Genomic DNA, 23,466 nt, shown 5'->3' on the forward strand with positions numbered 1-23,466 from the left:
TAGCCGCCGTACTCCCACGTCCAGCCCGTCACCGTCGCACTCCCTGTTCGAGTCCCCTCGCGAGACCGTCCGTGATGACGTCGGCCCCGGGCCGCCGGCGGCCTCGCCGGTCAGACCAGCTGCGGTACGACCGCGACCGGGCAGGCGGCGTGGTGGAGCAGGGTGTGGCTCACCCGGCCCAGCTGGAGCCCCAGTTGACCGTGCCGGCGCCGGGCCCCGACGATCACGAGGTCCGCGGCGGCGGAACGCTGCACGAGGCGGTTGTGAGCGGGGCCCTCGACCGTGACCTGCCGGACCCGGACGTCCGGATGGTCGTCCATGGCGTCCCGCAACAGGACGTCGAGCACGGTCGAGGCCCGCTCCTCGTACCGGCGCACCGGTAGGTCCGCGTGTCCTGGGCTGTGCAGGCCGTCGAGCGTGGGAGAGCGCCAGGCACGTACGACGTCCAGGACGCATCCGCGTGCTTCGGCCTCGCGCAGGGCGAAGCGCACCGCCGCCGCACTGCTGACGGGCTCACCCGCGCCGAGCAGGATCCGCCCGTGCGAGCCCGCCACCCCCGCCCGGTCGCCCCGGATCACGATCACGGGGCAGTACGCGCGAGCCGCCACCGTCAGGCCGACCGAGCCGAGGAGCAGGCCCTTGGCCCCACCGCGGCCGCGTGATCCCGTCACGAGGGCGTGGGCGTGGTGCCCCTCGTGCAGGAGGGCGTCCGCCGCGTCCTCCGGGATGATGTCCGTGCTGACCTTCACATCAGGGTCGCGCCGTTCGGAGCGGTCCGCCGCGGAGGCGACGATGTTCTCCTGAAGCGCACGCTCGAAGGGACGGTCGGGGCCGGTGGACGCGGTGGCTCCTTCGTAACGCTCCCAGAGAGAGGCGTACACGAGTCGAAGCGACAGGCCGTGACGGGCGGCCTCGTCCACCGCCCAGTCGACCGCCAGCAGGCTCGCCTCCGATCCGTCGACGCCGACGACCAGGGGGAGTGTCATCGTCCTCACCGTCTTCCGTCACGCTGCCACCCGGTGCAGCTCGGGGTCCCCCTCCACGGTTCCACCGGGCCGGCCGGCGTACGAGGGGCGAGTGGGCCCCTGCCCGGGACGTTCGGCCCATGCCCGCCGCGAACCGACCGGCTCGCCGCCGGCGCGCACGGGGCCGGGTGCTCCTCGCGTCCGTCACGGGCAGCGGACCGGCCGCGCGGTCCACCGGCGTCAGCAGTACGCCGACGTACGGTCATGGTCCTTCCGGACCGGGTGGTGCGGCAGCCGTGACGGCGTCCGGGGTTCCCCGCGGCCGAGGAGGCGGACAGCGACGTCGTCGAGAACCGCCGTGAGGACGCACGTGATGCCCGCCGCCGGCACGAGCAGTACCGCGAACCGCTCCCAGAACTCCGGGGTGAGGCTGGTGCCCACTGTCCTCGCCCTCCCTGGTCGGTGTCCTTCTGCCTGCCTCCGCCAACTCCTCCGCTGATCGCGGCACATAAACCGGCCGGGCCGGACGGCGGCCGGAAGGGCCCTCGTCGGCGGGCCGCACGGTCCCGGTACCCGCGACCGGCCTGGCGGAGGCCCCACGGGGCGGCGAACGTCCGCACCTGACAGGCACCCCGACGCGCCCCCGGGGGGGGTGGGGTCGCGCCGTCCGCCGATATGCCCGGGTGACCCCGACCGGACTCAGCCCTCGGATCGGGGCCGGTCGGCCCTGGCCGCGGGACAGCGCCCCCTGCTGTCCTGGAGGTGGCGGGAAGGGCCCTACAGGGGCGCGGAGAAGCAGCCGGAGACGGCCGCGCACCGCGCGATCAGGACCCGCGAGAAGCGGGTGGCGCCCTTCCCGCCCCCGTGGGGCCGACGGCTCATCCGCGGCCGCTCACCGGCGGCAGTTCACCCGCGGCGACCCTCCGGCGGCAGTACACCCGCGACGACCCACCGGCAGCAGTACACCCGCGGCGACCCACCGGCAACAGCTCACGCCTTGCGTGCCGGCACCCGCCACACCAGCCTCGTGCCGCCGCCCTCGGGCTCCTGCGTCTCCAGCCGGCCGCCCATCTGCTCGGCACGCTCCGCCATGTTGCGCAGTCCGCTGCGGCGGCCGTCGGCCGGGAGGCCCACACCGTTGTCGGTGACCGTCAGCCGCACGTCCCGGCCATCCGTGGCCAGAGCCACCTCGGCCCGGGTCGCCCGGGCGTGCCGGGCGATGTTGGTGAGCGCCTCGGACAGCACCGCCACCACGTGGTCGGCGATCTCCTTCGGCACGTCGGTGTCCAGCAGTCCTTCCATCCGGACGCTGGGGGCGAAGCCCAGGACCGGCGCGGCCTCGCCGACCACCCGGACGGTGCGGGCCCGCAGACCGGACTCACCGCCGCCCTCGCGGGTACGCAGGCCGAAGATCGTCGACCTGATGATCTTGATTGTCTCGTCGAGGTCGTCCACCGCGCGCACCACGCGTTCGGACGCCTCCGCGTGGTCGATGAAACGGCCCGCGCTCTGCAGCGTCATGCCGGTGGCGAACAGCCGCTGGATCGCCAGGTCATGCAGGTCACGGGCGATGCGGTCACGGTCTTCGAGCACCGCGATCTGTTCGGCGTCCCGCCGGCGCTCGGCCAGCTCCATCGCGACGGCGGCCTGCGCGGCGAAGGACTGCAGCGTCTCGGTCTCCGTCCCCGAGAACACCGGCCCGCCGGCTTCCCGCGCCAGCAGCACCACTCCGCGTACGCCCGCCTCGCCCGTCCCGATGGGCACGGCCACCGCGGGCCCGAGTCCGCCGAAGCGCGGAGGCTCCGGCGAGATCCGCTGGTCGTGGGTGATGTCCGTGCTGGTGACCGGGACCGCGCGGGAGAAGGCCAGCCCCATCAGGTTCTTGTCCGGGGACAGCACGAGCCCCCGGTGCGCCTCGGCGTCCATGCCGACGGCGATCTCCACGGCGAGCGTCCCGGTGTCCCCCATGGGCAGGGCGACCGCCGCCAGTGCCGACTGGGTGATCTCGCCGGCCCGCTCCGCGATCAGCCCGAGGACCTCGGTGGGCGCGCCGCCGGACATCAGGCTGTGGGTGATCTCCGCGTTCGCCCTCAGCCAGCGCTCCCGCAGCCGGGACTCGGCGTACAGCCGGGCGTTGTCGATCGCGACCCCGGCCGCCACGGCCAGCGTGAGCGTGACCGAGACGTCGTCCTCGTCGAACTCACCGCCGCCGCGCTTCTCGGTCAGGTACAGGTTGCCGAAGACCTGGTCGCGCACCCGGATCGGGACGCCGAGGAAGGTGTTCATCGGCGGATGGTGCGCGGGGAAGCCGTAGGAGGACGCGTGGTCGCAGATCTTCGCCAGGCGCAACGGCTCGGGGTGGCGGATCAGCTCACCCAGGATGCCGTGCCCCTCCGGGAAGGGGCCGATGCGGGCGATCTGCTCCTCGCTGACCCCGACGGTGTGGAAGGCCGACAGGCGCCTGCCGTCCGGACCGATCACGCCGAGCGCCGCGTACTCCGCGTCCACCAGCACCGCCGCCGCCTCCACGATGCTGCGCAGCGCCTGCTCCAGGTCCAGCTCCCGGCCGACCGACAGCACCGCCTCCAGCAGGCTGTGCACCCGGTCGCGGGTGCCGCGCGCCGCGTCCAGGCGCGCCTGCAACTCCTCCAGGAGTTCGTCCAGCCGCAGCTGAGGCAGCCGTACCCGGGCCTCTTCGGGGCTTCCCACCGGTGCTCCTTCAGGTCGCACGGACACCAATGGTCCGATCATGTGCCACCGTAGTGCCCGGTCGGAGCACGCGGTAGCCGATCGGTCCCAGGAGCCCCCCGTCCAGCCGCGGGGCCGACCGGCCCCGCGAAGGGGACCGACAGCATCTGCCCCCTCCGTCCACGCGGCCCGACGCTGGAGCGGTACCCAGTCCGCGCAGCCGACGGAGGGAACCGGCGTCATGGTCCGTTACGTGTACGACTTCGCGGAGGGCGGCCGTGACCTGGCCGGCCTGCTCGGCGGCAAGGGCGCGAACCTGGCCGAGATGACCCGGCTGGGCCTGCCGGTGCCGCCGGGCTTCACGGTCACCACCGAGGCGTGCCGGGCGTTCCTGGCCGCCGGCGTCGAGCCGGTCGGTCTGGACGATGAGATCGCCGAGCATCTGGCCCTGTTGGAGAGGACGGCCGGACGGCGCCTCGGGCAGCCCGACGACCCGCTGTTGCTGTCCGTGCGGTCCGGGGCCCGGTTCTCCATGCCGGGCATGATGGAGACCGTTCTCGACGTCGGGCTGAACGACGCCTCCGTCGTCGGTCTGGCGCGGGCCTCGGGCGACGAGCGCTTCGCCTGGGACTCCTACCGCCGTCTGGTACAGATGTTCGGCAGCACCGTCATGGGCGTCGACGGCTCCCTGTTCGAGGAGGCCCTGTCCACCCTCAAGCGCGTCCGGGACGCCGAGGACGACCTGGGTCTGGACGCGGCGGACCTGACCGGCCTCGTCACGACGTACAAGGACCTGGTCCGCCGGGAGACCGGCGAGGACTTCCCGCAGTCCCCGATGGAGCAGCTGAGCCGGGCGGTCCGCGCCGTCTTCGCGTCCTGGCGTGGCGAGCGTGCGCGGCTGTACCGGCGCCGCGAGCACATCCCGGACGACCTGGGCACGGCGGTCACCGTGCAGAGAATGGTCTTCGGCAACCTCGGCCCCGACTCCGGCAGCGGTGTCGCCTTCACCCGCGACCCGGCCACCGGGCGGCCCGGGCTCTACGGCGACTACCTGGCCGACGCCCAGGGCGAGGACGTCGTCGCCGGCATCCGCAACACCGTCCCGCTGACCGCCCTGGAGCGGCTCGACCCGACGTCTTACGGCCAACTCCTCAGTCACCTGCGGACGTTGGAGACCCACTACCGTGATCTGTGCGACGTCGAGTTCACCATCGAGCGCGGCCGGCTGTGGATGCTGCAGACCCGGGTGGGCAAGCGCACCGCCGAAGCCGCCTTCGCGATCGCCGCGGAACTGAACGACGAGGGCCTGATCACCGCCGACGAGGCACTGCGCCGGGTCGGCGGGGACGGCCTCGCCCGTCTGATGTTCCCCCGGTTCGACACCTCGGCCGTCGGGGAGGCTCTCGCGCACGGTCTCGCCGCCTCACCGGGCGCGGCCGTCGGCGCCGCCGTGTTCGACTCGGCCGAAGCGGTCCGGCGGGCCGCCGCGGGCGAGCAGGTCGTCCTCGTGCGCCAGGAGACCACCCCCGACGACCTGCCGGGCATGATCGCCGCGCAGGCGGTGCTGACCAGTCGCGGCGGCAAGACCAGTCACGCGGCCGTGGTCGCCCGCGGCATGGGCAGGGTGTGCGTGTGCGGCGCGGAGGACCTGGCCGTGGACATCGGGGCGCGCCGCTTCACGGTGGGCGACACCACTGTCGCGGAAGGCACGGTCATCTCCGTGGACGGCTCCGCCGGCTCCGTGTACCTGGGCTCCGCTCCTCTGATCGACTCGGCGGTCATGCGGTACTTCGAGACGGGCGAGTGGTCGGACGAGCTGGTCGGGGCGGTGGCCCGCGCGATGCACCGGGCGGACGGCATCCGGCGGCTGGACGTACGGGCGAACGCCGACACCCCCGAGGACGCCGCCCGCGCCCGCCGGTTCGGCGCGCAGGGCGTCGGCCTGTGCCGCACCGAGCACATGTTCCTCGGTGAGCGCCGCAAGCTGGTCGAGGCGATGATCCTGGCCGACGACGCGGCCGAACGCGAGCGGACGCTGAGCGTGCTGCTGCCGCTCCAGCGAGCGGACTTCATCGGGATCCTGGAGGCGATGGACGGCCTGCCGGTCACCATACGGCTCATCGACCCGCCCCTGCACGAGTTCCTGCCGGACCGCACCGGGCTCGCCGTGCGCATCGCGACCGCCGAGGCCCGCGGCGCCGAGGCCGACCCGCACGACACCGCGCTGCTCGACGCCGTCAACCGCATGCACGAGGAGAACCCGATGCTCGGCCTGCGCGGTGTCCGCCTGGGCCTGGTCGTACCGGGACTGGTCGCCATGCAGGTCCGGGCGATCGCCGAGGCGGTCGTGGAGCGCACCCGGGCCGGGGGCTCCCCCGCGGCGGAGATCATGGTGCCGCTGGTCGGTGCGGTGGAGGAACTGCGCATCGAGCGCCAGGAGGTGGAGCGGGTTCTGGCCGACGTCTCCAAGGAGTCCGGCGTCCCCGTGCACTGCCCGGTCGGCACCATGATCGAACTGCCCCGGGCCGCGCTCACGGCGGGGCGGATCGCCGAGGAGGCCGAGTTCTTCTCCTTCGGCACCAACGACCTCACCCAGACCACCTGGGGCTTCTCCCGCGACGACGTCGAGGCGGCCTTCTTCTCCGCCTACCTCGACCGGGGCATCTTCGCCGCCTCGCCCTTCGAGACGCTCGACCGGGCGGGTGTCGGCCGCCTGGTCCGGATCGCGGTCGACGAGGGCCGCGCGGCACGCCCGGACCTGAAGATCGGCGTCTGCGGCGAACACGGCGGAGACCCGGACTCCGTGCACTTCTTCCACACCGCCGGACTGGACTACGTCTCCTGCTCGCCGTTCCGGGTCCCGGTCGCGCGGCTGGAGGCGGGCCGGGCCGCGCTGTCCGGCACGGAGGCGAGCGACACCAGGTGACAGGGCGGCGGACGGCATGGCCGGCGACGCCGGTGAGGCGCCCGCCGCGCGCGGCCGGCGGCCCGCCGGAAGCGGGCCGAGCACCCGGACACGGCGCGGGTGAAGGGGCCGTGGCGACGCCTCGGTGCGGCTGCCCGGCTCGCGCCGGTCGCCGGCCGCGACGGTGGCGCTGACCAGGGCCGGACAGGTCCCCAGGGGGCCACGCCGTCCGCCGTCCGGCCCCGGGCCGGGGAGCACCGAGGGGGCCGATGCGCCCTGGGTGAGGGGCCCTTCGGCCCCTCTTCGGCGCACGGGGGCCGAAAACGCCGGAACACGGTCCGGTGCCTGCTACACAGAAGACCGCGGCTATCGAGCCGCCTTCCCGTCCCTTCACCCGCCCCTTGGGGAGACTTCATGCTGTCCGCAGAATCCGCCGTCCTCGTCCGGGCCACGCTGCCCGCCGTCGCCGGGGCGCTCGACGAGATCACCACCCGCTTCTACGGCACGATGTTCGCCGACCGGCCGGAACTGCTCGACGGCATGTTCAACCGCGGCAACCAGGCCAGCGGGGCCCAGCGCCGCGCCCTGGCCGGTTCGATCGCCGCCTTCGCGACCGCGCTGCTGGAGCACCCCGACACCCGCCCGGACACGCTGCTGGCCCGGATCGCGCACAAGCACGCGGCTGTCGGCGTCACCGAAGACCAGTACGCGATCGTGCACAAGTACCTGTTCGGCGCGATAGCCGGCGTCCTGGGCGACGCGGTCACGCCGGAGGTCGCGGCCGCCTGGGACGAGGTCTACTGGCTCATGGCAGGCGCCCTGACCGGCCAGGAGGCCCGCCTCTACCAGGACGCGGGCGTCCGGCCCGGCGAGATCTGGCGGCAGTGGACGGTCGTCGAACGCCGGACCGAGACCGCCGACGTCGTGTCCTTCCTGCTCCGCCCCACGGACGGGGAACCCGCGCCGCGGGCCCATGCGGGGCAGTACGTGAGCGTCCGGGTCCGCATGACCGACGGAGTGCGCCAGCTACGCCAGTACAGCCTGTCCTCGGCCCCGGGCGGAGAGCTGCGGCGGATCACCGTGAAGCGGGTCGCGGCCGACGCGCTCGGACCGGACGGCGAGGTCTCGAACCTGCTGCACGACCGCGTCCGGGAGGGGGACGAGCTGACGCTGTCCGCCCCCTTCGGCGACGTCTTCCTCGACGAGCCGGCCGAGGCCACCGGCCCGCTCGTCCTGGTCTCGGCGGGCATCGGCTGCACCCCCATGCACGGCATCCTGGCCCACCTCGCCGCCCTCGGTTCCACCCGGCCGGTGCTGGTCCTGCACGCCGACCGCTCCCCCGCCGACCACGCCCTGCGCGCCGAGACGCACGACCTCGTCGGTCGACTGCCGGGCGGCCGGGCCCTCTTCTGGTACGAGCGTCCCGGGCCCGAGGAAGTCGACGCCCGCACCGGCCTGATGGACCTGGGCGACACCGAACTCCCGGACGGGGCAACCGTGTTCCTGTGCGGCCCGCTCGCCTTCATGCGGCCGGTGCGCGGTCAGCTGCTGAAGGCCGGCGTCCCGGCCCGGAACATCCGCTACGAGGTCTTCGGACCGGACCTGTGGCTGCCCGGCGCCACGACCTGAACCGCACCGCCTGATCCGACATCCCGAGGAGGTCGAGGGACCTCCGGTCCCACGGCCGGGACTGTCGGCCCTGCGGGAACAGCGCGCTCGGAGAGACACTGGAGGCAGGAGCGGCACCGATCCCCCGCGGTGTCGCTCCGTTGTGTCCGGCCTGGTCCGGCGGCTGCGACGGCCGGCGGTCACCCCGGCGGGACAGGGCCCCGAAAGGCCGAACCGGGGCCGAAGGGCCCTGGCGCGGGAAGCCGTCGTGCGGTTCGAATGGCTCGATCAGGTCCCCGCGCGCTGCGGGCGACAGAGAACTGTGAGCGACCCGACGATACGGAAGCTGCCATGCCCTACGACGACCCGCCGAAGGTCCCGGAATCCCACAGGACCGTCCAGTTGGACGGCGTCGAGGCGCTGCGGCTCCTGGGCGGCGTGTCCCTGGGGCGGATCGTCTACACCCGGCACGCGCTGCCGACCGTCCGCCCGGTCAACCACGTGCTGGTCAACGGCACCATCGTCATCCGGACCCACGGTGACGCCGCGCTGACCCGGTACACCCGGCAGAACGGGGCCGAGGGAGTCGTCGTCGCCTACGAGGCCGACGACATCGACCCCGCCACGCACCTGGGCTGGAGCGTGGTCGTCACCGGGTATGCCCGGCTGGTCACCGACCCGCGGGAACTGGACCGCTACCGGGCCCTGCTGCGGCCCTGGAGCACCCAGGGCATGGATCACGCCATCCGCATCCGCCCCGACCTGATCACCGGAATCCGACTCACGACGCACGATCCACAGGCACGGCCTCGGGCTTGAGCGGGGCCTCGCACAGGACGCCCCGCTCGGACCCGGACCGGAGGGCGCGCCACCGCGCCGGGAGGGTCCGGCAGCGGTCCGTCACCGGCGGGGCACGAGGACGACCGGGCAGTGCGCGCCGTGCAGCAGTGCGTGCGCGACCGGGCTGAGGCGTGGACCGAACACGCTCGTACGGCGATGTGTGCCGATGACGACCACGGCGGCCTCCTCGGTCGCCCGCACCGGCGTGTCCACCCGGGCGGAACGAACCGGGTGGGTCTCCGGCACGACATGTGGGTGCCGTGTCCGGAGGCGGGTCGGGGCGTAACCCGGCACATCCCGCCCCACCCTCGCCCGGCGGCTCGGCTGTTCCTCGCCGGAGCCGAGCGCCGGTACGAGCGGCGCCGGTTCGGACCTCACGTGCCGGCGGCCCCGGCAGTGCAGGACGCGCAGCCTCGCCCGACGCCGTTCGGCCTCCTGGAAGGCGTAGACCGCGGCGGGCGCGTCCGCGTCGTCCTCCAGCACGAGCAGTACCTCCCCCGCGTCGTCGTGGACGTGCTCGCCGCGCACGACAAGAAGTGGGCCCTGTGCGACGGCGGCGAGCCTCGCACTCACCGACCCGAACGCCGCACCGGCCAACGCGCCGAGGCCGCGGGTGCCCACGACCGTCAGGTCCGCGACCGCGCTCTCCCGCGTCAGCGCGCGCACCGCGCCGCCTTCCACGGCGATGGTCTCCACCGGCAGACCCGGATGCCGCCGCCGTACCCGTGAGGCGGCGGACCGGAGTACCGGTGCGGCCTCGTCGCGGTCGGGTACGGCGTACACCACTCGCAGGACGGTGCGGCGCCGGGCGGCCTCCACCGCTGCCCGGTCCAACGCCCGTACGGCGGGCGGCGAACCGTCGAACCCGACCGCTGTGCGACGCGAGGTCATGAGCGTTCCCTCCCCTTCGTCCGGTGCCGGCCGGGAAGGCCGCGACACCGGTGTCCTGAGACGATGCTCGTCGTGTCCGGACCCTGCGGACAGAAGCCGGGAGAACCCCGCACACACGCTGAACGGCTCCTGTGGCGGGGGCCGTTCGGTTCGGAGAACGGGCCCCCGCGGGTGCGCGGCAGCGGGTGATGCGCCTCAGTAGGGCCGGCCGAGGCCGTACAGCGTCCGCCCGCCGACGAGTTCGCGTCCGGTGACCAGCTCCGGGGCGATGCGCACGAAGACCTCCTCCGGCGCCGCCACCCACGAGCGCGGTCCGGAGCGCAGCAACCGCGCGTGCTCGGCGGGGTCGGTGACGAGCGTGGCCGCCCCGGTGACGACGACGCTCCAGCCCGAGCGGGTGCTCGCGTCGACCTCGTCCACCTCGAAGGCCACCACCGCTCCGTCGATCGCGCTGACCAGTTCCGAGGAGGCCGAGGTGCGTACCAGCACCGCGCCGTCACGGTCCAGGCAGAAGCTGACCGGCAGCACGGCCGGCAGCGCCTGCCGGGTGTGCACGACACGCCCGACGGACATCCCGGTCAGCCGGCCGTCGCACTCCTGCCGGCTGAGCTCACGGAATCCGTCGTTGGCGTACATCTGCCCTCTCACCCCTCGATTTGACGAACCGGTACCGCACCAACCCCTCGTCGGACGACGGGGAAAACCGAACCAGGGGCCATCGATCCCCGCTCGACGGGGACCGGCCCCGTTCAGACGTCGATCCGGCGTCCGGTGACGGCGTACGGCTCGATGCGCAGCCACAGGTCGCGCTCGCCCCCGGCCCACGGCGTGCTGTAGGCCCGTTCCGCGAGCCGGCGCATCTCACCGATGTCCGTCACCGCCCGGGCGTGACCCCGTACCAGGACACTCCAGCCCTGGCTGAACGCGTCGTCGATGCGGTCGACCTCGAAGGCGACCTGACAGCCGGCGGCCAGCGACGGCACGGCCCCGTGCGCGGTTCTGAAGACGATCGTGTCATCGATGACGCTGTAGTTGACCGGCACGATGACCGGTCCGGTCGGGGTGGGCACCGCGACCCGCCCCACTCCGTGCGTCGACAGCAGGCCGACGCACTGACTCCTGCTCAGTTCGGTGAACTTGGGCGCCCTGTTGGCCTGTTCGGGGCCGGGCGGCAGGTCGGCGTCGCCTCCGGTGAGTGCCGAGACCGTGGTCAGCAGCACCGCCGCCAGCCTCAGCAGCGCGCCTCGGCCGGGCGCCGCGCCGGGATGCTCCTCCACGTAGGCCAGATAGGTGGGGGCCATGTCCGCCTGCGCGGCCACCTCCTCGCGGGTCATCCCGAGCCGCACGCGGCGGGCGGCGAGCCGGCGGCCCAGGTCACCTGACGGCGTGCCGTGCGTCGTGTCGACCCGTGTCTGTTCGGCCATGACCGTCACGTCCTCTCGTCAGGCCGCCGGCAGGGCGACCTCGTCGTGTGGCTGCCCGCCGAGCACCACCTTGAGCGCGCCGGTGTCGGCGGCGCGGGCGAAGACGTCGTACGCCTCCGCCATGCGGTCCAGGGGGAAGGTGTGGGTGACCAGTTGTGCCGTGGGCAGCCGCCCGGCGGTGGCCATGCGGAGCAACGTGGGCGTGGAGTACGTGTCGACCAGTCCGGTGGTGATGGTCACGTTCTTGATCCACAGGTCTTCCAGATGCAGCGTCGCCGGCTTTCCGTGGACGCCGACGTTGGCCACATGACCACCGGGTCGCACCATGCGGGTGCACAGTTCGAAGCTCTCCGGCACGCCGACCGCCTCGATCACCACGTCCGCGCCGAGCCCGTCGGTGAGGTCGGCGATCAGCCGCTCGGGGTCCTCCCGGGCGTCCGCCACGGCATCGGCTCCCAGCCGCTTCGCTGCCTCCAGCCGGGACGCGGCCAGGTCGACGGCGACGATCCGCTCGGGGGCGAACAGCTGTGCCGTGGCGATCGCCGCGAGGCCGATGGGTCCGGCTCCGACGACGGCGACGGTGTCTCCGGGACGTACGCGCCCGTTGAGGACGCCCACCTCGTAGGAGGTGGGGAAGATGTCCGCCAGCAGCACGGCGTCCTTGCTGTCGAGCGCGCTGGGCAGAGCGTGCACGGACAGGTCGGCGTGCGGGACGCGGACGTACTCCGCCTGGGTTCCGTCGATCAGGTGGCCGAGTATCCAGCCGCCGCCACCCCGGCACTGGCCGTAACTGCCGTCGCGGCAGTAGCGACAGCGACCGCAGGCGCTGATGCACGAGATCAGCACGCGGTCGCCGGGGCGCACCGAAAGGACGTCGCTGCCGACCTCGACGATCTCGCCGACGGCCTCGTGTCCGAGAACCGTGCCGGGGCGCACCTCCGGGACGTCGCCCTTGAGGATGTGCAGGTCCGTGCCGCAGATGGTGACGGCGCCGACCCGCACGATGGCGTCCGTCGGCTCATTGACGGCAGGGTCGGGAACCTCCTCCCAGGCGGACTGCCCGGGGCCGTGGAAGACGAAGCCTTTCATGATGCCGCTCACCGCCTTGGTCCGGAGGTGCGGGGATCGCCCCGCACCTCCACGTTGTGCGGTAATCGCCGGCTGCGCTTGGGCCGTCCGGCCCCCCTTGCCCGCCGGTAGGGCCTCGCCGCGAGCAGGCCGCGACGGGGGTCCGGTCGGACCATTCGATCAGGGACCGAACGGCCCTGGTCCGCGTCCCGTCGGCCCGCTTGTCTCTTCCCATGGCCGAGAACCACCTGAGGTCCACGCCGAACCACACCCAGCGCACCGGCGACGGCGCGACCCTCGTGACGTTGCGGGGGGACATGGACCTCCTCGCGGCGCCCGCGCTCGCGATACGCCTGGACGAGCTGACCGCCGGCGCGCACCCGGACCTGGTACTCGACCTGCGGTCCGTGTCGTTCATCGACTGCGCCGGCCTCGGCCTGCTGTGCCGGGCCCGCAACCGCGCCAGGGCCCGGCAGGGCCGGCTGCGGCTGGTCGCCGACAGCGACCGCTTCCTCCGGATGCTGTGCTGTACCGGCCTGGCCGACGTGTTCGACGTTCTCCCCGGCCGACCGGAGGACGCCCCCGCCGCACCGGTCGCGCAGCCCGGATCCGCCGCCGGCTGATCCGGTGCGACGGCACGCCGCACACCCGTCCCGGCAGGGCCCGCGACCGTGTTGAACGGGCCTCATCGGCCGCGGTGTCGGACCCGGACGGACCCGCCGCGGCACCTACTCGGCCCACGCCGTGCCACGGCCGCTCCCGTCACCTTCGAACGTGTCACCACGAGGACGAGAGGGAGGCGCGGACCGATGCCCGGAGGCAGGTGTACGAGGAAGCGGTTGTGGCGGTGGCGGAACAATCCGCTGCGGCGACGGGCCGACATCGTCGAGGCGTGGATCGTGCTGGCCGTGTGGACGGTCGTGGCCGTGGGCGGCGCCGCCGTCGGGCTGCTGACGTCCCGTGCCGCGGGTGAGGTCTTCGCGGACCAGCGGGCACAGCGCCGGTCCGTCCGGGCCGTGCTCCTCGACGACGTCCCCGGCGGCGCCCCCACCGCCGGCGGGACCACCGGTCACCGGATGGCATCGGTGCGCTGGACGGCGCCCGACGCCTCGATCCGCACCGGCCGGACCCTGGTGCCCGACAGCCTCGACGCCGGCTCGACGGTGACCGTCTGGCAGGACGTCGGGGGCCGGCTCACGCCCGAGCCGCCGAGCTCCACGGAGGCGGCGATCGAGTCGGACATCCTGGGAACCACGGCCGCGGCCGCACTCGCCGGCCTCGCGTTCGGCGCCGGAGGGCTCGCCCGCCTGCGCCTCGACAGGCGCCGAGTCGACGCCTGGGGCCGAGAATGGGATCAGACGGGGCCCCGATGGGGGCACAGGACCGGATAGAACCGTGCGCGGACAGGGCTCGGCTCCGGGCCCGGGACCGTCCCGTGGCCCCGGCGCACACGGGTCGGCGGTGGTGCCGGGCGTCCGGCGGCGGGAGCCGTTCGGCCCCTGACCGGGTCACGGGAACCGCGACAGTCTGGGCCGTGACGACATGCGTTTCGATCAGGGGAAGGACGGACCACGATGGACGGAGCGATCCTCGCCTGCACGGACCCGTCGGTGCCCGGCGGTTCCGCGGCCGACTGGGCCGCCAGCGAGGCGCGGCTGCACGGCCTGCCACTGCGCGTGACCGCCGGCTCACCACCGGACGCGGGCCGGGCGAAAATGATCGTGTACGACATCTCCCGGGACATGCCCACCACCGGCTCGCCACTCGGCCCCGGCCCCCTGGTGGCTGCCGAGGCGATGGGCCGCCCCCTGGTGTTCGTCCCCGACCGGCACACGTCCACGTACCGCGCCGGACAGATCGTGCTCGGCGTGGACGCTCGCGACCCCGGCGGCCCGGCCGTCGAGTTCGCCTTCGACGAAGCGCGGGTACGGAAGGCGCGCCTGCACGCCGTCCACGCCTGGACGTTGCCCCCCGAGGCCCGTGAGTGGCCCTTCGGCCCGCCGGAGCAGGACCGCGCGAGTTGGGAGGACCACGAGGTACAGCTCCTGGCCGACGCCCTGCGTCCGTGGCGCGAGAAGTTTCCGGAGGTACCCGTACTCGAGGACGTCACTCTCCTCACGCCGGCCCGGGCGCTCCTGCACCACTCCGCGACGGCCACGCTGCTCGTGGTGGGCCGGAGACCGGCGGCGGGACGGGACGGCGTCGTACGGGCGATCGTGGGCGAGGCCCTGTGCCCCGTGGCCGTGGTGACCGGTAGCGACGCCGCCGGCCGGCCCCGGTGACCCCTTGTGAACGGGTCACCGGGGCCGGCCGGGCGGCCACCCCCTCCTGTGGTCACTCCATGTGCGACAGCTCGTCGGCGACGCCCTTCGCCCACGCCTCGATCGCACCGAAGTCCCGGAAGTCGCCGCCCTTCCCGGAGCGGAGGATCATCCCGGCCACGCGTCCCCTGGCGCCCTCTTCCAGGCACCCCCCGAAGGTGACGTGCCCCTGGACATCCAGCCGCACCATGGCCCGCCGCACACCGCGCACGGGCGGAATGTCACGCTGGGAGGCCGAGGCGTCGAGCGGTCCGCTGCTGAAGAACCACACGGGACGCTCGGCGAGCGCCTCGCGGTGCCGGCGGACGAACCGCCGCGCGTCCTTGTGCCACCGCCCCGCGTAGAGTGCGCCGCCGACCACCACGGCGCCGTACGGCGTGACGCTCCGTACGGTCCGGGCCGGCAGCGACTCGACGACCAGCCCGTTCTCGCGCAGGACGTCGGCGACGGCGCCGGCGATCCGTGCGGTGGATCCGTTCGTCGTGCCGTAGGTGACCAATACGGTGCCGTTCATGAGGTCCGCCTCCTTTCACACATGGCCTCGCACCCTTCGATCGTCCCGGCGGACGCGCGGTTGCGCAGGTGCTGTCCGGGGCCGGTCCGGGGGCCGACCGGCCCTGCGCGCCGCCGATGGTCCCCTCCGCTCACGGCCGGCGCGGGACGGGCGCCCGGACGCGGCCCCGGGGACGCGTCAGTCGTCCGCCACCAGGGCCGTCAGGTCCAGGAGCCGGTTGGTGTAGCCCCACTCGTTGTCGTACCAGCCGAACACCTTGGCCAGGGTGCCGTTGGCCTGGGTCAGGGCGGGGTCGAAGATGCAGGAGGCCGGGTCGCCGATGACGTCCCGGGACACGATCGGCGCCCTGGAGACCCGCAGGATGCCGTGCAGCGCTCCCTCGGCCGCCCCCTGGAACGCGGCGTTGATCTCGTCCGCGGTCACCTCCTGGGTGAGGACGACGGCGAGGTCGGTGAGCGAGCCGTCCTCCACCGGCACCCGGACCGCGATCCCGTCCAGGGCCCCGGCCAGCTCCGGCAGCACCAGGCCCACCGCGCGGGCGGCCCCGGTGCTGGTGGGAATGATGCTGAGGGCGGCGGACCGGGCACGGCGCAGGTCCTTGTGCGGGCCGTCGAGCAGGGACTGGTCGTTGGTGTAGCCGTGGATGGTGGTCATGACACCGCGTTCGATGCCGAAGGCGTCGTGGAGCACCTTCACCATCGGGGCGACGCAGTTGGTGGTGCACGAGGCGGCGGAGACGATCCGGTCGCGGTGCCGGTCGTAGGTACGGTCGTTGACGCCCATGACGATGGTGGCGTCCGCGTTCCTGCCGGGCGCCGACAGCAGCACGGTGTGGGCTCCGCCCTTCAGATGCAGCGCCGCGGAGTCCCGGTCGCGGAAGCGGCCGGTGGACTCGATGACGATGTCGGCCCCGTGGTCCGACCAGTGCAGGGCCGCGGGGTCGCGTTCGGCGGTGACCTCGATGCGCCGCCCGTCGACCGTGATGGAGGTGTCGTCGTGCCGGACGTCCCGGCCGATGCGCCCGAACGTCGAGTCGTACTCGAGGAGGTGGGCCAGCGTGGCGGGTGAGGTGATGTCGTTGACGGCGACGACCTCCACGTCCTGGGTGCCTTCTTCGGCCCGGTCGAGAGCGGCGCGCAGGTAGGTACGGCCGATCCGGCCGAAGCCGTTGATCCCGACACGTACGGTCATGGCGGTGGGTCCTTCCGGTGCTGAGGGACGGTCAGGCGTTCCAGGTCCAGTCGGCGACCTCGGGCAGGTCGGTGCCGTGCTCGCGGATCCACGCCTGGTGGCGCGTGCGGACGTCGGCCATCTGCTGGCGTACGGCGGCGGCGCGCACCGCGAGGCCGGGGACGCGGTCGATGACGTCCATGACGAGGCGGTAGCGGTCGAGGTCGTTGCGGACGACCATGTCGAACGGTGTCGTGGTGGTGCCGGACTCCTTGTAGCCGCGCACGTGCAGGTTCTTGTGGCCGGTGCGGCGGTAGGCGAGGCGGTGGATCAGCCAGGGGTAGCCGTGGTAGGCGAAGATCACCGGCTTGTCGGTGGTGAACAGGCCGTCGTACTCGAAGTCGCTCATGCCGTGCGGGTGTTCCTCGCGCGGCATGAGGCGGGTCATGTCGACGACGTTGACGACCCGGACGGCGAGGTCGGGCAGATGGCGGCGCAACAGCTGGGCTGCGGCGAGCACTTCCTGGGTGGGCACGTCTCCGGCGCAGGCCAGGACCGCGTCCGGTTCGCCGCCGTTCTCCGTGCCGGCCCACTCCCAGATGCCGGCGCCGCGGGCGCAGTGGGCGCGGGCGGCGTCGATGGACAGCCAGTCGAAGCACGGCTGCTTGCCCGCGACGACGACGTTGACGTAGTCCCGGCTGCGCAGGACGTGGTCGGCCACCGACAGCAGGGTGTTGGCGTCCGGCGGCAGGTAGACCCGTACGACCTCGGGGGACTTGTTGAGGACGTGGTCGACGAAGCCCGGGTCCTGGTGGGAGAAGCCGTTGTGGTCCTGGCGCCACACGTGCGAGGTGAGCAGGTAGTTGAGGGAGGCGATGGGGGCGCGCCAGGCCAACTGCCGGGAGGTCTTCAGCCACTTGATGTGCTGGTTGACCATGGAGTCGACGATGTGCACGAACGCCTCGTAGCAGGAGAACAGTCCGTGCCGGCCGGTCAGCAGGTAGCCCTCCAGCCAGCCCTGGCAGGTGTGTTCGGAGAGGATCTCCATCACCCGGCCGTGGTGTTCGAGGTGTTCGTCCACCGGCAGCATCTGGGCCTGCCATGCCTTCCCGCTGACGTCGAAGACGGCCTGGAGCCGGTTGGAGGCCGTCTCGTCGGGCCCGACCAGCCGGAAGTCCCGGCGGCCCGCGGTGTCCTTCATGACCGTGGCGAGGAGGTCGCCGAGGATCCGGGTCGGCTCGTGCAGGGTGGTGCCCGGCTTCTCGACGGGCACGGCGAACGCGTCGAGGGACGGGACCGGCAGATCCCGCAGGAGCAGCCCGCCGTTGGCGTGCGGGCCGGCGCCGAGCCGCCGGGCGCCGTCGGGCACGCAGGCGAGCACGTCGGCCAGGGGGCTGCCGTCGGGGCCGAAGAGTTCCCGCGGGCGGTAGGAGCGCAGCCATGCCTCCAGCTGGCGCAGGTGCTCGGGGTTCTCGCGGACCCCGGCGAGCGGGACCTGGTGGGCGCGCCAGGTGCCCTCGACGGGCTCGCCGTCCACCTCCGCAGGTCCGGTCCAGCCCTTGGGGGTGCGCAGCACGATCACGGGCCAGTGCACGCGCTCGGTGACGCCGTCCTCGCGGGCGGACTGCTGCATGACGGCGATGCGGTCCAGGGCGTCGTCGAACGCCCGGGCCATCGCCCGGTGCACGGTGAGCGGGTCGTCACCGCTCACGTGGATCGGTTCGTGGCCGTATCCCCGCAGCAGGGCGTCGAGTTCGGCCTCCGGGAGGCGGGACAGCACCGTCGGGTTGGCGATCTTGTAGCCGTTGAGGTGCAGGATCGGCAGGACAGCGCCGTCGTGGACCGGGTCGAGGAACTTGTTGGAGTGCCAGGACGCGGCCAGCGGCCCGGTCTCCGCCTCGCCGTCGCCGATCACACACGCGACCAGCAGGTCCGGGTTGTCGAACGCGGCGCCGTAGGCGTGCGCCAGCGAGTAGCCGAGCTCGCCGCCCTCGTGGATCGAGCCGGGCGTCTCCGGGGCGACGTGGCTGGGCACACCGCCGGGGAAGGAGAACTGCCTGAAGAGCCGCTCCATGCCGGTCGCGTCGCGCGGCACGTCCGGATAGGTGCTGCTGTAGCTGCCCTCAAGCCAGGAGTTGGCGAGCACGGCCGGCCCGCCGTGCCCGGGGCCCCACACGCACAGGGCGTCGAGCCCGCGCGTCCTGATCACCCGGTTGAGGTGGGTGTACACGAGGTTGAGGCCCGGTGAGGTGCCCCAGTGGCCGAGCAGCCGGGGCTTGATGTGGTCCGGCGTCAGGGGCTCGGTCAGCAGCGGGTTGGCCAGCAGGTAGATCTGTCCGGCGGTCAGGTAGTTGGCGGCCCGCCAGTGGGCGTCCAGGGTGCGCAGTTCGTCGTCGGTCAGTACGGTGGCGTCCTGGTGTTCGACCGTGGGCATGGGTGACTCCGGATGTCATCGGTGCGGTCATCGGGCGGTGGAGGCGGCATGGCCGGCAAGAAGGCAGTGAACCTGCCGCGCAAGACGTACGAGAAGGAACTGCTGCGGCTCCAGACGGAGCTGGTGCGGCTGCAGGAGTGGGTGCGGGCGGAGGGCGCCCGGCTGGTCGTGGTCTTCGAGGGGCGGGACGCGGCGGGCAAGGGCGGCACCATCAAGCGGGTCGCGGAGCACCTCAACCCGCGCGTGGCACGCATCGCCGCACTGCCGAAGCCGACCGAGCGCGAGCGCACCCAGTGGTACTTCCAGCGGTACGTCGAGCACCTGCCGGCGGCCGGGGAGATCGTGCTGTTCGACCGGTCCTGGTACAACCGGGCCGGCGTCGAGCACGTCATGGGTTTCTGTACCCGGGAGGAGTACCAGCTCTTCCTCCGGCAGTGCCCGATCTTCGAGCGCATGCTGGTCGAGGACGGTGTCCTGCTGCGCAAGTACTGGTTCTCGGTGAGCGACACCGAGCAGCAGGAGCGGTTCCGGCGCCGGCTGGAGGACCCGCTGCGGCGCTGGAAGCTGTCGCCCATGGACCTGGAGTCCCTCAGCCGGTGGGAGGCGTACTCCCGGGCGAAGGACGCGATGCTGGTGCACACCGACATCGCGGAAGCGCCCTGGTACGTGGTCGAGAGCGACGACAAGCGCCGGGCACGGCTGAACATGATCGCCCACCTGCTGAGCACCGTGCCTTACCACGACGTGCCGCCGCCGGTGCTGAAGCTGCCGAAGCGGCCCGAGTCGACCGGCTACGAACGTCCGCCGCGCGATCTGCAGACCTACGTCCCCGACCACGCGGCGGCTCTCTGAGCGGCCGGCCACCTCCTCAGCCCCGCTCGGGTACGACCGCGACGGGGCAGGACGCGTGGTGCAGCACGGCGTGGGCGACGCGCCCCAGCTGAAGCCCGTGGTGTCCAGGGGTGCGCCGGGCGCCGACCACCAGCAGGCCGGCGTCGTGCGAGGCGGCGAGGAGCACCTTGCGGGCGGGGCCCTCCACCGCCTTGCGGCTCAGTTCGAGATCGTCGCCCACGCCCTTCAGCGCCTCCTCCAGCACGTCGGCCGCCTGCTGTTCGTGGAGCCGGGCCGGTTCGCCGGAGAGCAGGGGGTGGTCGGTGCTCTCGTGGGCGGGGCACCGCCAGGCCCGTACGGCGCCCAGGGGTGCGTGGCGCAGTCCGGCCTCCTGGACGGCGAAGCGCAGGGCGGCCGAGTCCGTGCCCCTCTCCCCGACGCCCAGCACCACGCGGCGGCCTGTCGTGGACTGCCCGTCGTCGTCGCGGTCGCGCAGTACGATCACCGGGCAGTCCGCCTGCGCGGCGACGGTGAGGCTGACCGATCCCAGCAGCATCTCGGCAAGACCGCCGCGGCCCCGGGCGCCGAGCACCAGCGCGGCGGCCCCACGCCCCTCGCGCACCAGCGCGTACTCGGGTTCCTCGGACAGCACCTCGGTGGTGATCTTGACCTCCGCCCGGCGCCGCCCGGCCCGCTCCGCGGCGCCCCCCACGACGTCCGCGGCCAGGACCTTCCGTGAAGGTTTCCCCAGGAACTGCGTCGGCGAGGAACCCTCGTACCGCTCCCAGAGGTAGGCGTACACCAGCCGCAGCGGTACCCCGCGCAGGGCGGCTTCGTCGGCGGCCCAGTCGACGGCCCGCAGGCTCGCCGCGGAGCCGTCCACGCCGGCCACGATCGGAAGGTCCATCGCTCTCACCGTCCCGCGTGCAGGTCGAAGACGATCCGGGCCCTGACCTCGCCGCGCAGCACCTCGTCGACGCACTCGTTGACGGAGGCGAGCGGGCGGGCCTCGTAGATCACCTTGGTGCGTCCGGCCGCGTGGAGCTGGAAGACCTCGGCGAGGTCCTGCCGGGTGCCGACGATCGAACCGATCACCGAGGTGCCGTTGAGCACGGTGTCGAAGATCGGCAGGCGTACCGTGCCGCGCGCCGGTAGAGCCACCATAACGAGCTTGCCGCCGCGCCGCAGTCCGGAGTTGACGGCCTCGAAGGCCGCGTCGTCCACCGCGAGCGCGATGGCCGCGTGGGCTCCGCCGTACCGCTTGAGCACCTCGCCGACGTCGTCCTTGCGGGCGTCGATGACGAGGTCGGCGCCCAGTTCGGCGGCGAGTTCCAGCTTTTCGTCGGTGACGTCGATCGCCGCGACGGTGGCGCCGGCGATCTTCGCGTACTGCACGGCGAGGTGGCCGAGGCCGCCGATGCCGGAGATCGCGACGAGCTGAGCGGGTTTGACGCCCGCCACCTTCAGGGCTTTGTAGGTCGTCACGCCCGCGCAGGTCAGTGGTGCCGCGTCCAGGGCGGTGACGCCGTCCGGCACCGGCTGGGCGAAGTCGGCCCAGGCCAGCATCTTCTCGGCGTACCCGCCGTCGCAGCCGTAGCCGGTGTTGACCTGCTGCTCGCACAGCGTCTCCCAGCCGGACAGGCAGTGCTCGCACCGCCCGCACGCCCTGCCGAGCCAGGGCACGGCGACCCGCTGTCCCAGGGCCAGATGGGTGACGCCCGCGCCGAGCGCCTCCACCAGGCCCACGCCCTCGTGGCCGGGGACGAACGGCGGGGTGGGCCGGACCGGCCAGTCGCCGTGCGCCGCGTGGATGTCCGTGTGGCACAGTCCCGACGCCTCCACCCGGACGCGGACCTGCCCGGGGCCCGGCTCGGGGTCGGGGCGCTCCTCGATGACCAGGGGCTCACCGAATGCTCGTACGACCGCTGCCTTCATGGAACTGTTCTCCTCAAGGGGTCAGGGACCGTCAGACGTGCGGGACGACGACCACGGGGGCGGTGGAGTGGTGCACCACCGCGTGCGTGACGTGGCCGATATGGGCCCCGAAGGGGCTGTGGCGCACGCGTCGGCCGACGACCACGAGGGATGCCTCGCGGGCGGCCTCCACGACGTGGACGGCGGCGCTGCCGTAGCGGGACATCTCGGTGACCTCGACGTCCGGGAACTTCTGCCGCCAGGGCCGCAGCAGGTCGCTCAGTTCCCCGGCCGCGCGCAGCGCCAGGCTCTCGTGCAGCGCGGGGTCGGCGGGGGTCCCGAACGCGTAGTACGGCGGCGGGTTCCAGCCGTGCACGACCCGCAGGGAGGTGGCGCGGCGCACGGCGGTGTCGAAGGCGAACTCGATCAGCGTCGTGTCGGGGTGTTCGGTGTCGAGCCCGAGCACCACGGGCCTGAACGGGGTCGCCGCGGACGGTACGCCCGCCGGGTCCGTCTCGTGCTCGTCGGCGGCGGCCTCCAGCGCACGGACCAGCACCACCGGGCGCTCCGTGTGGGCGAGGACGGACAGGCCGACCGAGCCGACCATGAACCCGCCGGGGCCGCCGAGCCCGCGGGAGCCCAGCACGAGCAGTTCGGCACTCTTCGCGGCCTCCGCGAGCCTGTCCGCCGGGCGGCCGGTGACCTGCTCGCTGCTCACCTCGACGCCGGGATGGCGCAGGGCGATGCCCTCGGCGGCTTCGCGGGGTATCCTCCCCCGGCCTTCGGCCGGGGGGACCCCCATCTCGCTCCGCTCGGTCCAGTGCTGCTGGGTCTCCGCCCCCAGGAGGGGAGCCTGCGCGAGGGGCTCCGGCACGGGCTCCCAGACGTGGACGATCTTCAGTGGCAGTGTGCGGAGGGCGGCTTCGCGGGCCGCCCATTCCGCGGCGGCCCGGCTCTCGGGCGAACCGTCGAGGCCGACGGTGATGGTGCGGAGCATGATCTCCACCTCCTGGGGCGAGGGATCCGATTCCAGCGTCGGGGCGGGGGCGTTCGGCGGGCAGGGGCCACTGGTCCCGGAACGGGGCCGACCGACCCCGCTAGCGGCCGGGCGCGGCGGGCCGGAGGAGCGACCCGCCGCGCGGTCGGTGGTCAGCGCAGCCAGCGGTGGTCGCGGACGAACGGCAGCCTGGCCCAGAGCCCGCCGGCGCCCAGGATGTCGCCGGCGGCGAGCGCGGCCACCACGATCAGGGCGACGGCGTAGATGACGTGGTAGTCGACGAAGGGATTGGTCGACATGCTCGCCGAGCCGTCCGAGAGGTGCTTGGCGGGCGGCCATTCGGCGATCCACATCAGCGCCATCATCGCGCTGCCGGCCACCGCGGCGAACCGCAGCGCGACCCCCGCGACCAGGGCGAGACCGATCCCGAGCAGGCCGAGCATGAACAGCCAGTCCGCCCAGGGGTCGCCGGCCCAGGAGTGGAAGGCCGACTCCATCGGCCCGGCGGCGACGGAGCCCAGGAAGCCCTTCGTCGGCGATCCGCCGTCGATCCACCCCTTGTCGGACGGGGTGGCGTATCCAAGACCGAAGGTCTTGTCGAGGAAGGCCCACAGGAACACGAACCCGGTGAGCAGACGCAGGGACGCCAGGGCGTAGGCACCCGCGGTGCGGGTGCCTACGCCTGCCGACACGCCCGGCTCGGCGGCGGACGCGGTCGTGTGCCTGCGGAACGACGGCAGGTGGAACCCGGAGCTCCGGTGCGGGTGCTCGTGCACGGCCATGGTCGTGATCCCTTCGGGGGCGTTTGGATCGCTGCTTGACGGGACTCACTCTCGCCCCCGGCCCCGGTTCGCGCCGGATGCCGAAAGTCCGTGTCCACTGGGCCGAACGGCCCT

General features: G+C 73.2%; 21 protein-coding genes. 7 read left to right on the forward strand and 14 right to left on the reverse strand.

Going from position 1 to position 23,466, the window contains the following annotated elements; genetic code table 11:
* Positions 1 to 110 precede the first annotated feature (110 nt).
* From ABZT03_RS08660 to ABZT03_RS08670, 3 genes are all read right to left on the reverse strand, one after another.
* Positions 111 to 986 carry a universal stress protein gene (locus tag ABZT03_RS08660; RefSeq protein WP_356035388.1) on the reverse strand — a complete coding sequence of 292 codons (876 nt, stop codon included), beginning with the start codon at positions 984 to 986 and terminating at the stop codon, positions 111 to 113.
* A 219-nt stretch (positions 987 to 1,205) separates the two neighbouring features.
* Positions 1,206 to 1,406 carry a hypothetical protein gene (locus ABZT03_RS08665; RefSeq protein ID WP_356035390.1) on the reverse strand — a complete coding sequence of 67 codons (201 nt, stop codon included), beginning with the start codon at positions 1,404 to 1,406 and terminating at the stop codon, positions 1,206 to 1,208.
* Positions 1,407 to 1,955: 549 nt separating this feature from the next.
* Entirely contained in the window at positions 1,956 to 3,674 is a 1,719-nt protein-coding gene (locus tag ABZT03_RS08670; protein WP_356035393.1) for a GAF domain-containing sensor histidine kinase, read from the reverse strand.
* A gap of 220 nt (positions 3,675 to 3,894) precedes the next feature.
* Between ABZT03_RS08670 and ppdK the strand changes: the two genes are divergently transcribed.
* The 3 genes from ppdK to ABZT03_RS08685 all read left to right on the forward strand — a co-directional run bounded on the left by ppdK (position 3,895) and on the right by ABZT03_RS08685 (position 8,985).
* Positions 3,895 to 6,579 (forward strand): pyruvate, phosphate dikinase, encoded by a 2,685-nt coding sequence (gene ppdK, locus ABZT03_RS08675; RefSeq protein WP_356035396.1) that lies wholly within the window; start codon positions 3,895 to 3,897, stop codon positions 6,577 to 6,579.
* 393 nt (positions 6,580 to 6,972) lie between these two features.
* Positions 6,973 to 8,187: a globin domain-containing protein gene (locus tag ABZT03_RS08680; RefSeq protein WP_356035398.1), complete on the forward strand. Its 1,215-nt coding sequence runs from the start codon at positions 6,973 to 6,975 to the stop codon at positions 8,185 to 8,187.
* Between the two features lie 330 nt (positions 8,188 to 8,517).
* Positions 8,518 to 8,985, forward strand: coding sequence for a pyridoxamine 5'-phosphate oxidase family protein (locus ABZT03_RS08685; RefSeq protein WP_356035401.1), 468 nt, complete (start codon positions 8,518 to 8,520; stop codon positions 8,983 to 8,985).
* 81 nt (positions 8,986 to 9,066) lie between these two features.
* Here ABZT03_RS08685 and ABZT03_RS08690 read toward each other — a convergent pair whose 3' ends face one another.
* The 4 genes from ABZT03_RS08690 to ABZT03_RS08705 form a co-directional block, all read right to left on the reverse strand.
* Positions 9,067 to 9,897: a universal stress protein gene (locus ABZT03_RS08690; RefSeq protein WP_356035403.1), complete on the reverse strand. Its 831-nt coding sequence runs from the start codon at positions 9,895 to 9,897 to the stop codon at positions 9,067 to 9,069.
* Positions 9,898 to 10,092: 195 nt separating this feature from the next.
* Positions 10,093 to 10,533, reverse strand: a complete 441-nt coding sequence (locus tag ABZT03_RS08695) for a pyridoxamine 5'-phosphate oxidase family protein (protein ID WP_356035590.1) — start codon at positions 10,531 to 10,533, stop codon at positions 10,093 to 10,095.
* A gap of 113 nt (positions 10,534 to 10,646) precedes the next feature.
* A complete protein-coding gene (locus tag ABZT03_RS08700) occupies positions 10,647 to 11,321 on the reverse strand; it encodes a pyridoxamine 5'-phosphate oxidase family protein (RefSeq protein WP_356035406.1) in 675 nt (224 codons plus the stop codon).
* A gap of 18 nt (positions 11,322 to 11,339) precedes the next feature.
* A complete protein-coding gene (locus ABZT03_RS08705) occupies positions 11,340 to 12,410 on the reverse strand; it encodes a zinc-dependent alcohol dehydrogenase family protein (protein ID WP_356035409.1) in 1,071 nt (356 codons plus the stop codon).
* 212 nt (positions 12,411 to 12,622) lie between these two features.
* On the opposite strand from ABZT03_RS08705, the gene ABZT03_RS08710 reads away from it, so the two are divergent.
* From ABZT03_RS08710 to ABZT03_RS08720, 3 genes are all read left to right on the forward strand, one after another.
* Entirely contained in the window at positions 12,623 to 13,012 is a 390-nt protein-coding gene (locus ABZT03_RS08710; protein ID WP_356035412.1) for an STAS domain-containing protein, read from the forward strand.
* 186 nt (positions 13,013 to 13,198) lie between these two features.
* Positions 13,199 to 13,780: a hypothetical protein gene (locus tag ABZT03_RS08715; protein ID WP_356035414.1), complete on the forward strand. Its 582-nt coding sequence runs from the start codon at positions 13,199 to 13,201 to the stop codon at positions 13,778 to 13,780.
* A gap of 183 nt (positions 13,781 to 13,963) precedes the next feature.
* Positions 13,964 to 14,671 (forward strand): universal stress protein, encoded by a 708-nt coding sequence (locus ABZT03_RS08720; protein WP_356035417.1) that lies wholly within the window; start codon positions 13,964 to 13,966, stop codon positions 14,669 to 14,671.
* 52 nt (positions 14,672 to 14,723) lie between these two features.
* Here ABZT03_RS08720 and ABZT03_RS08725 read toward each other — a convergent pair whose 3' ends face one another.
* From ABZT03_RS08725 to ABZT03_RS08735, 3 genes are all read right to left on the reverse strand, one after another.
* Entirely contained in the window at positions 14,724 to 15,224 is a 501-nt protein-coding gene (locus tag ABZT03_RS08725; protein WP_356035420.1) for a flavodoxin domain-containing protein, read from the reverse strand.
* 177 nt (positions 15,225 to 15,401) lie between these two features.
* Positions 15,402 to 16,415, reverse strand: coding sequence for a type I glyceraldehyde-3-phosphate dehydrogenase (gene gap / locus ABZT03_RS08730; RefSeq protein WP_356035423.1), 1,014 nt, complete (start codon positions 16,413 to 16,415; stop codon positions 15,402 to 15,404).
* Between the two features lie 31 nt (positions 16,416 to 16,446).
* Positions 16,447 to 18,828 carry a phosphoketolase family protein gene (locus tag ABZT03_RS08735; RefSeq protein WP_356035426.1) on the reverse strand — a complete coding sequence of 794 codons (2,382 nt, stop codon included), beginning with the start codon at positions 18,826 to 18,828 and terminating at the stop codon, positions 16,447 to 16,449.
* Positions 18,829 to 18,876: 48 nt separating this feature from the next.
* On the opposite strand from ABZT03_RS08735, the gene ppk2 reads away from it, so the two are divergent.
* A complete protein-coding gene (gene ppk2, locus ABZT03_RS08740) occupies positions 18,877 to 19,680 on the forward strand; it encodes a polyphosphate kinase 2 (RefSeq protein WP_356035429.1) in 804 nt (267 codons plus the stop codon).
* A 16-nt stretch (positions 19,681 to 19,696) separates the two neighbouring features.
* Here the strand turns inward: ppk2 and ABZT03_RS08745 are convergent, their stop codons facing one another.
* The 4 genes from ABZT03_RS08745 to ABZT03_RS08760 form a co-directional block, all read right to left on the reverse strand.
* Positions 19,697 to 20,566: a universal stress protein gene (locus tag ABZT03_RS08745; protein ID WP_356035431.1), complete on the reverse strand. Its 870-nt coding sequence runs from the start codon at positions 20,564 to 20,566 to the stop codon at positions 19,697 to 19,699.
* A 5-nt stretch (positions 20,567 to 20,571) separates the two neighbouring features.
* On the reverse strand, positions 20,572 to 21,594 hold the full coding sequence (locus ABZT03_RS08750) for a zinc-dependent alcohol dehydrogenase (RefSeq protein WP_356035433.1): 1,023 nt from the start codon (positions 21,592 to 21,594) through the stop codon (positions 20,572 to 20,574).
* A gap of 31 nt (positions 21,595 to 21,625) precedes the next feature.
* Positions 21,626 to 22,570, reverse strand: coding sequence for a universal stress protein (locus tag ABZT03_RS08755; RefSeq protein ID WP_356035436.1), 945 nt, complete (start codon positions 22,568 to 22,570; stop codon positions 21,626 to 21,628).
* A 152-nt stretch (positions 22,571 to 22,722) separates the two neighbouring features.
* Positions 22,723 to 23,352 carry a hypothetical protein gene (locus ABZT03_RS08760; RefSeq protein ID WP_356035439.1) on the reverse strand — a complete coding sequence of 210 codons (630 nt, stop codon included), beginning with the start codon at positions 23,350 to 23,352 and terminating at the stop codon, positions 22,723 to 22,725.
* Between the last annotated feature and the right edge of the window lie 114 nt (positions 23,353 to 23,466).

The sequence above is a fragment of the Streptomyces sp. NPDC005574 genome, from assembly GCF_040605435.1.
Classification (GTDB): Bacteria; Actinomycetota; Actinomycetes; order Streptomycetales; family Streptomycetaceae; genus Streptomyces.

What these genes read in the sequence shown, in the direction of transcription:
- ABZT03_RS08660 (WP_356035388.1), bottom strand. Translation starts at nt 986, where the DNA reads ATGACACTCCCCCTGGTCGTCGGCGTCGACGGATCGGAGGCGAGCCTG.
- ppdK (WP_356035396.1), top strand. Translation starts at nt 3,895, where the DNA reads ATGGTCCGTTACGTGTACGACTTCGCGGAGGGCGGCCGTGACCTGGCC.
- ABZT03_RS08680 (WP_356035398.1), top strand. Translation starts at nt 6,973, where the DNA reads ATGCTGTCCGCAGAATCCGCCGTCCTCGTCCGGGCCACGCTGCCCGCC.
- ABZT03_RS08685 (WP_356035401.1), top strand. Translation starts at nt 8,518, where the DNA reads ATGCCCTACGACGACCCGCCGAAGGTCCCGGAATCCCACAGGACCGTC.
- ABZT03_RS08690 (WP_356035403.1), bottom strand. Translation starts at nt 9,897, where the DNA reads ATGACCTCGCGTCGCACAGCGGTCGGGTTCGACGGTTCGCCGCCCGCC.
- ABZT03_RS08695 (WP_356035590.1), bottom strand. Translation starts at nt 10,533, where the DNA reads ATGTACGCCAACGACGGATTCCGTGAGCTCAGCCGGCAGGAGTGCGAC.
- ABZT03_RS08700 (WP_356035406.1), bottom strand. Translation starts at nt 11,321, where the DNA reads ATGGCCGAACAGACACGGGTCGACACGACGCACGGCACGCCGTCAGGT.
- ABZT03_RS08705 (WP_356035409.1), bottom strand. Translation starts at nt 12,410, where the DNA reads ATGAAAGGCTTCGTCTTCCACGGCCCCGGGCAGTCCGCCTGGGAGGAG.
- ABZT03_RS08710 (WP_356035412.1), top strand. Translation starts at nt 12,623, where the DNA reads ATGGCCGAGAACCACCTGAGGTCCACGCCGAACCACACCCAGCGCACC.
- ABZT03_RS08715 (WP_356035414.1), top strand. Translation starts at nt 13,199, where the DNA reads ATGCCCGGAGGCAGGTGTACGAGGAAGCGGTTGTGGCGGTGGCGGAAC.
- ABZT03_RS08720 (WP_356035417.1), top strand. Translation starts at nt 13,964, where the DNA reads ATGGACGGAGCGATCCTCGCCTGCACGGACCCGTCGGTGCCCGGCGGT.
- ABZT03_RS08725 (WP_356035420.1), bottom strand. Translation starts at nt 15,224, where the DNA reads ATGAACGGCACCGTATTGGTCACCTACGGCACGACGAACGGATCCACC.
- gap (WP_356035423.1), bottom strand. Translation starts at nt 16,415, where the DNA reads ATGACCGTACGTGTCGGGATCAACGGCTTCGGCCGGATCGGCCGTACC.
- ABZT03_RS08735 (WP_356035426.1), bottom strand. Translation starts at nt 18,828, where the DNA reads ATGCCCACGGTCGAACACCAGGACGCCACCGTACTGACCGACGACGAA.
- ppk2 (WP_356035429.1), top strand. Translation starts at nt 18,877, where the DNA reads ATGGCCGGCAAGAAGGCAGTGAACCTGCCGCGCAAGACGTACGAGAAG.
- ABZT03_RS08745 (WP_356035431.1), bottom strand. Translation starts at nt 20,566, where the DNA reads ATGGACCTTCCGATCGTGGCCGGCGTGGACGGCTCCGCGGCGAGCCTG.
- ABZT03_RS08750 (WP_356035433.1), bottom strand. Translation starts at nt 21,594, where the DNA reads ATGAAGGCAGCGGTCGTACGAGCATTCGGTGAGCCCCTGGTCATCGAG.
- ABZT03_RS08755 (WP_356035436.1), bottom strand. Translation starts at nt 22,570, where the DNA reads ATGCTCCGCACCATCACCGTCGGCCTCGACGGTTCGCCCGAGAGCCGG.
- ABZT03_RS08760 (WP_356035439.1), bottom strand. Translation starts at nt 23,352, where the DNA reads ATGGCCGTGCACGAGCACCCGCACCGGAGCTCCGGGTTCCACCTGCCG.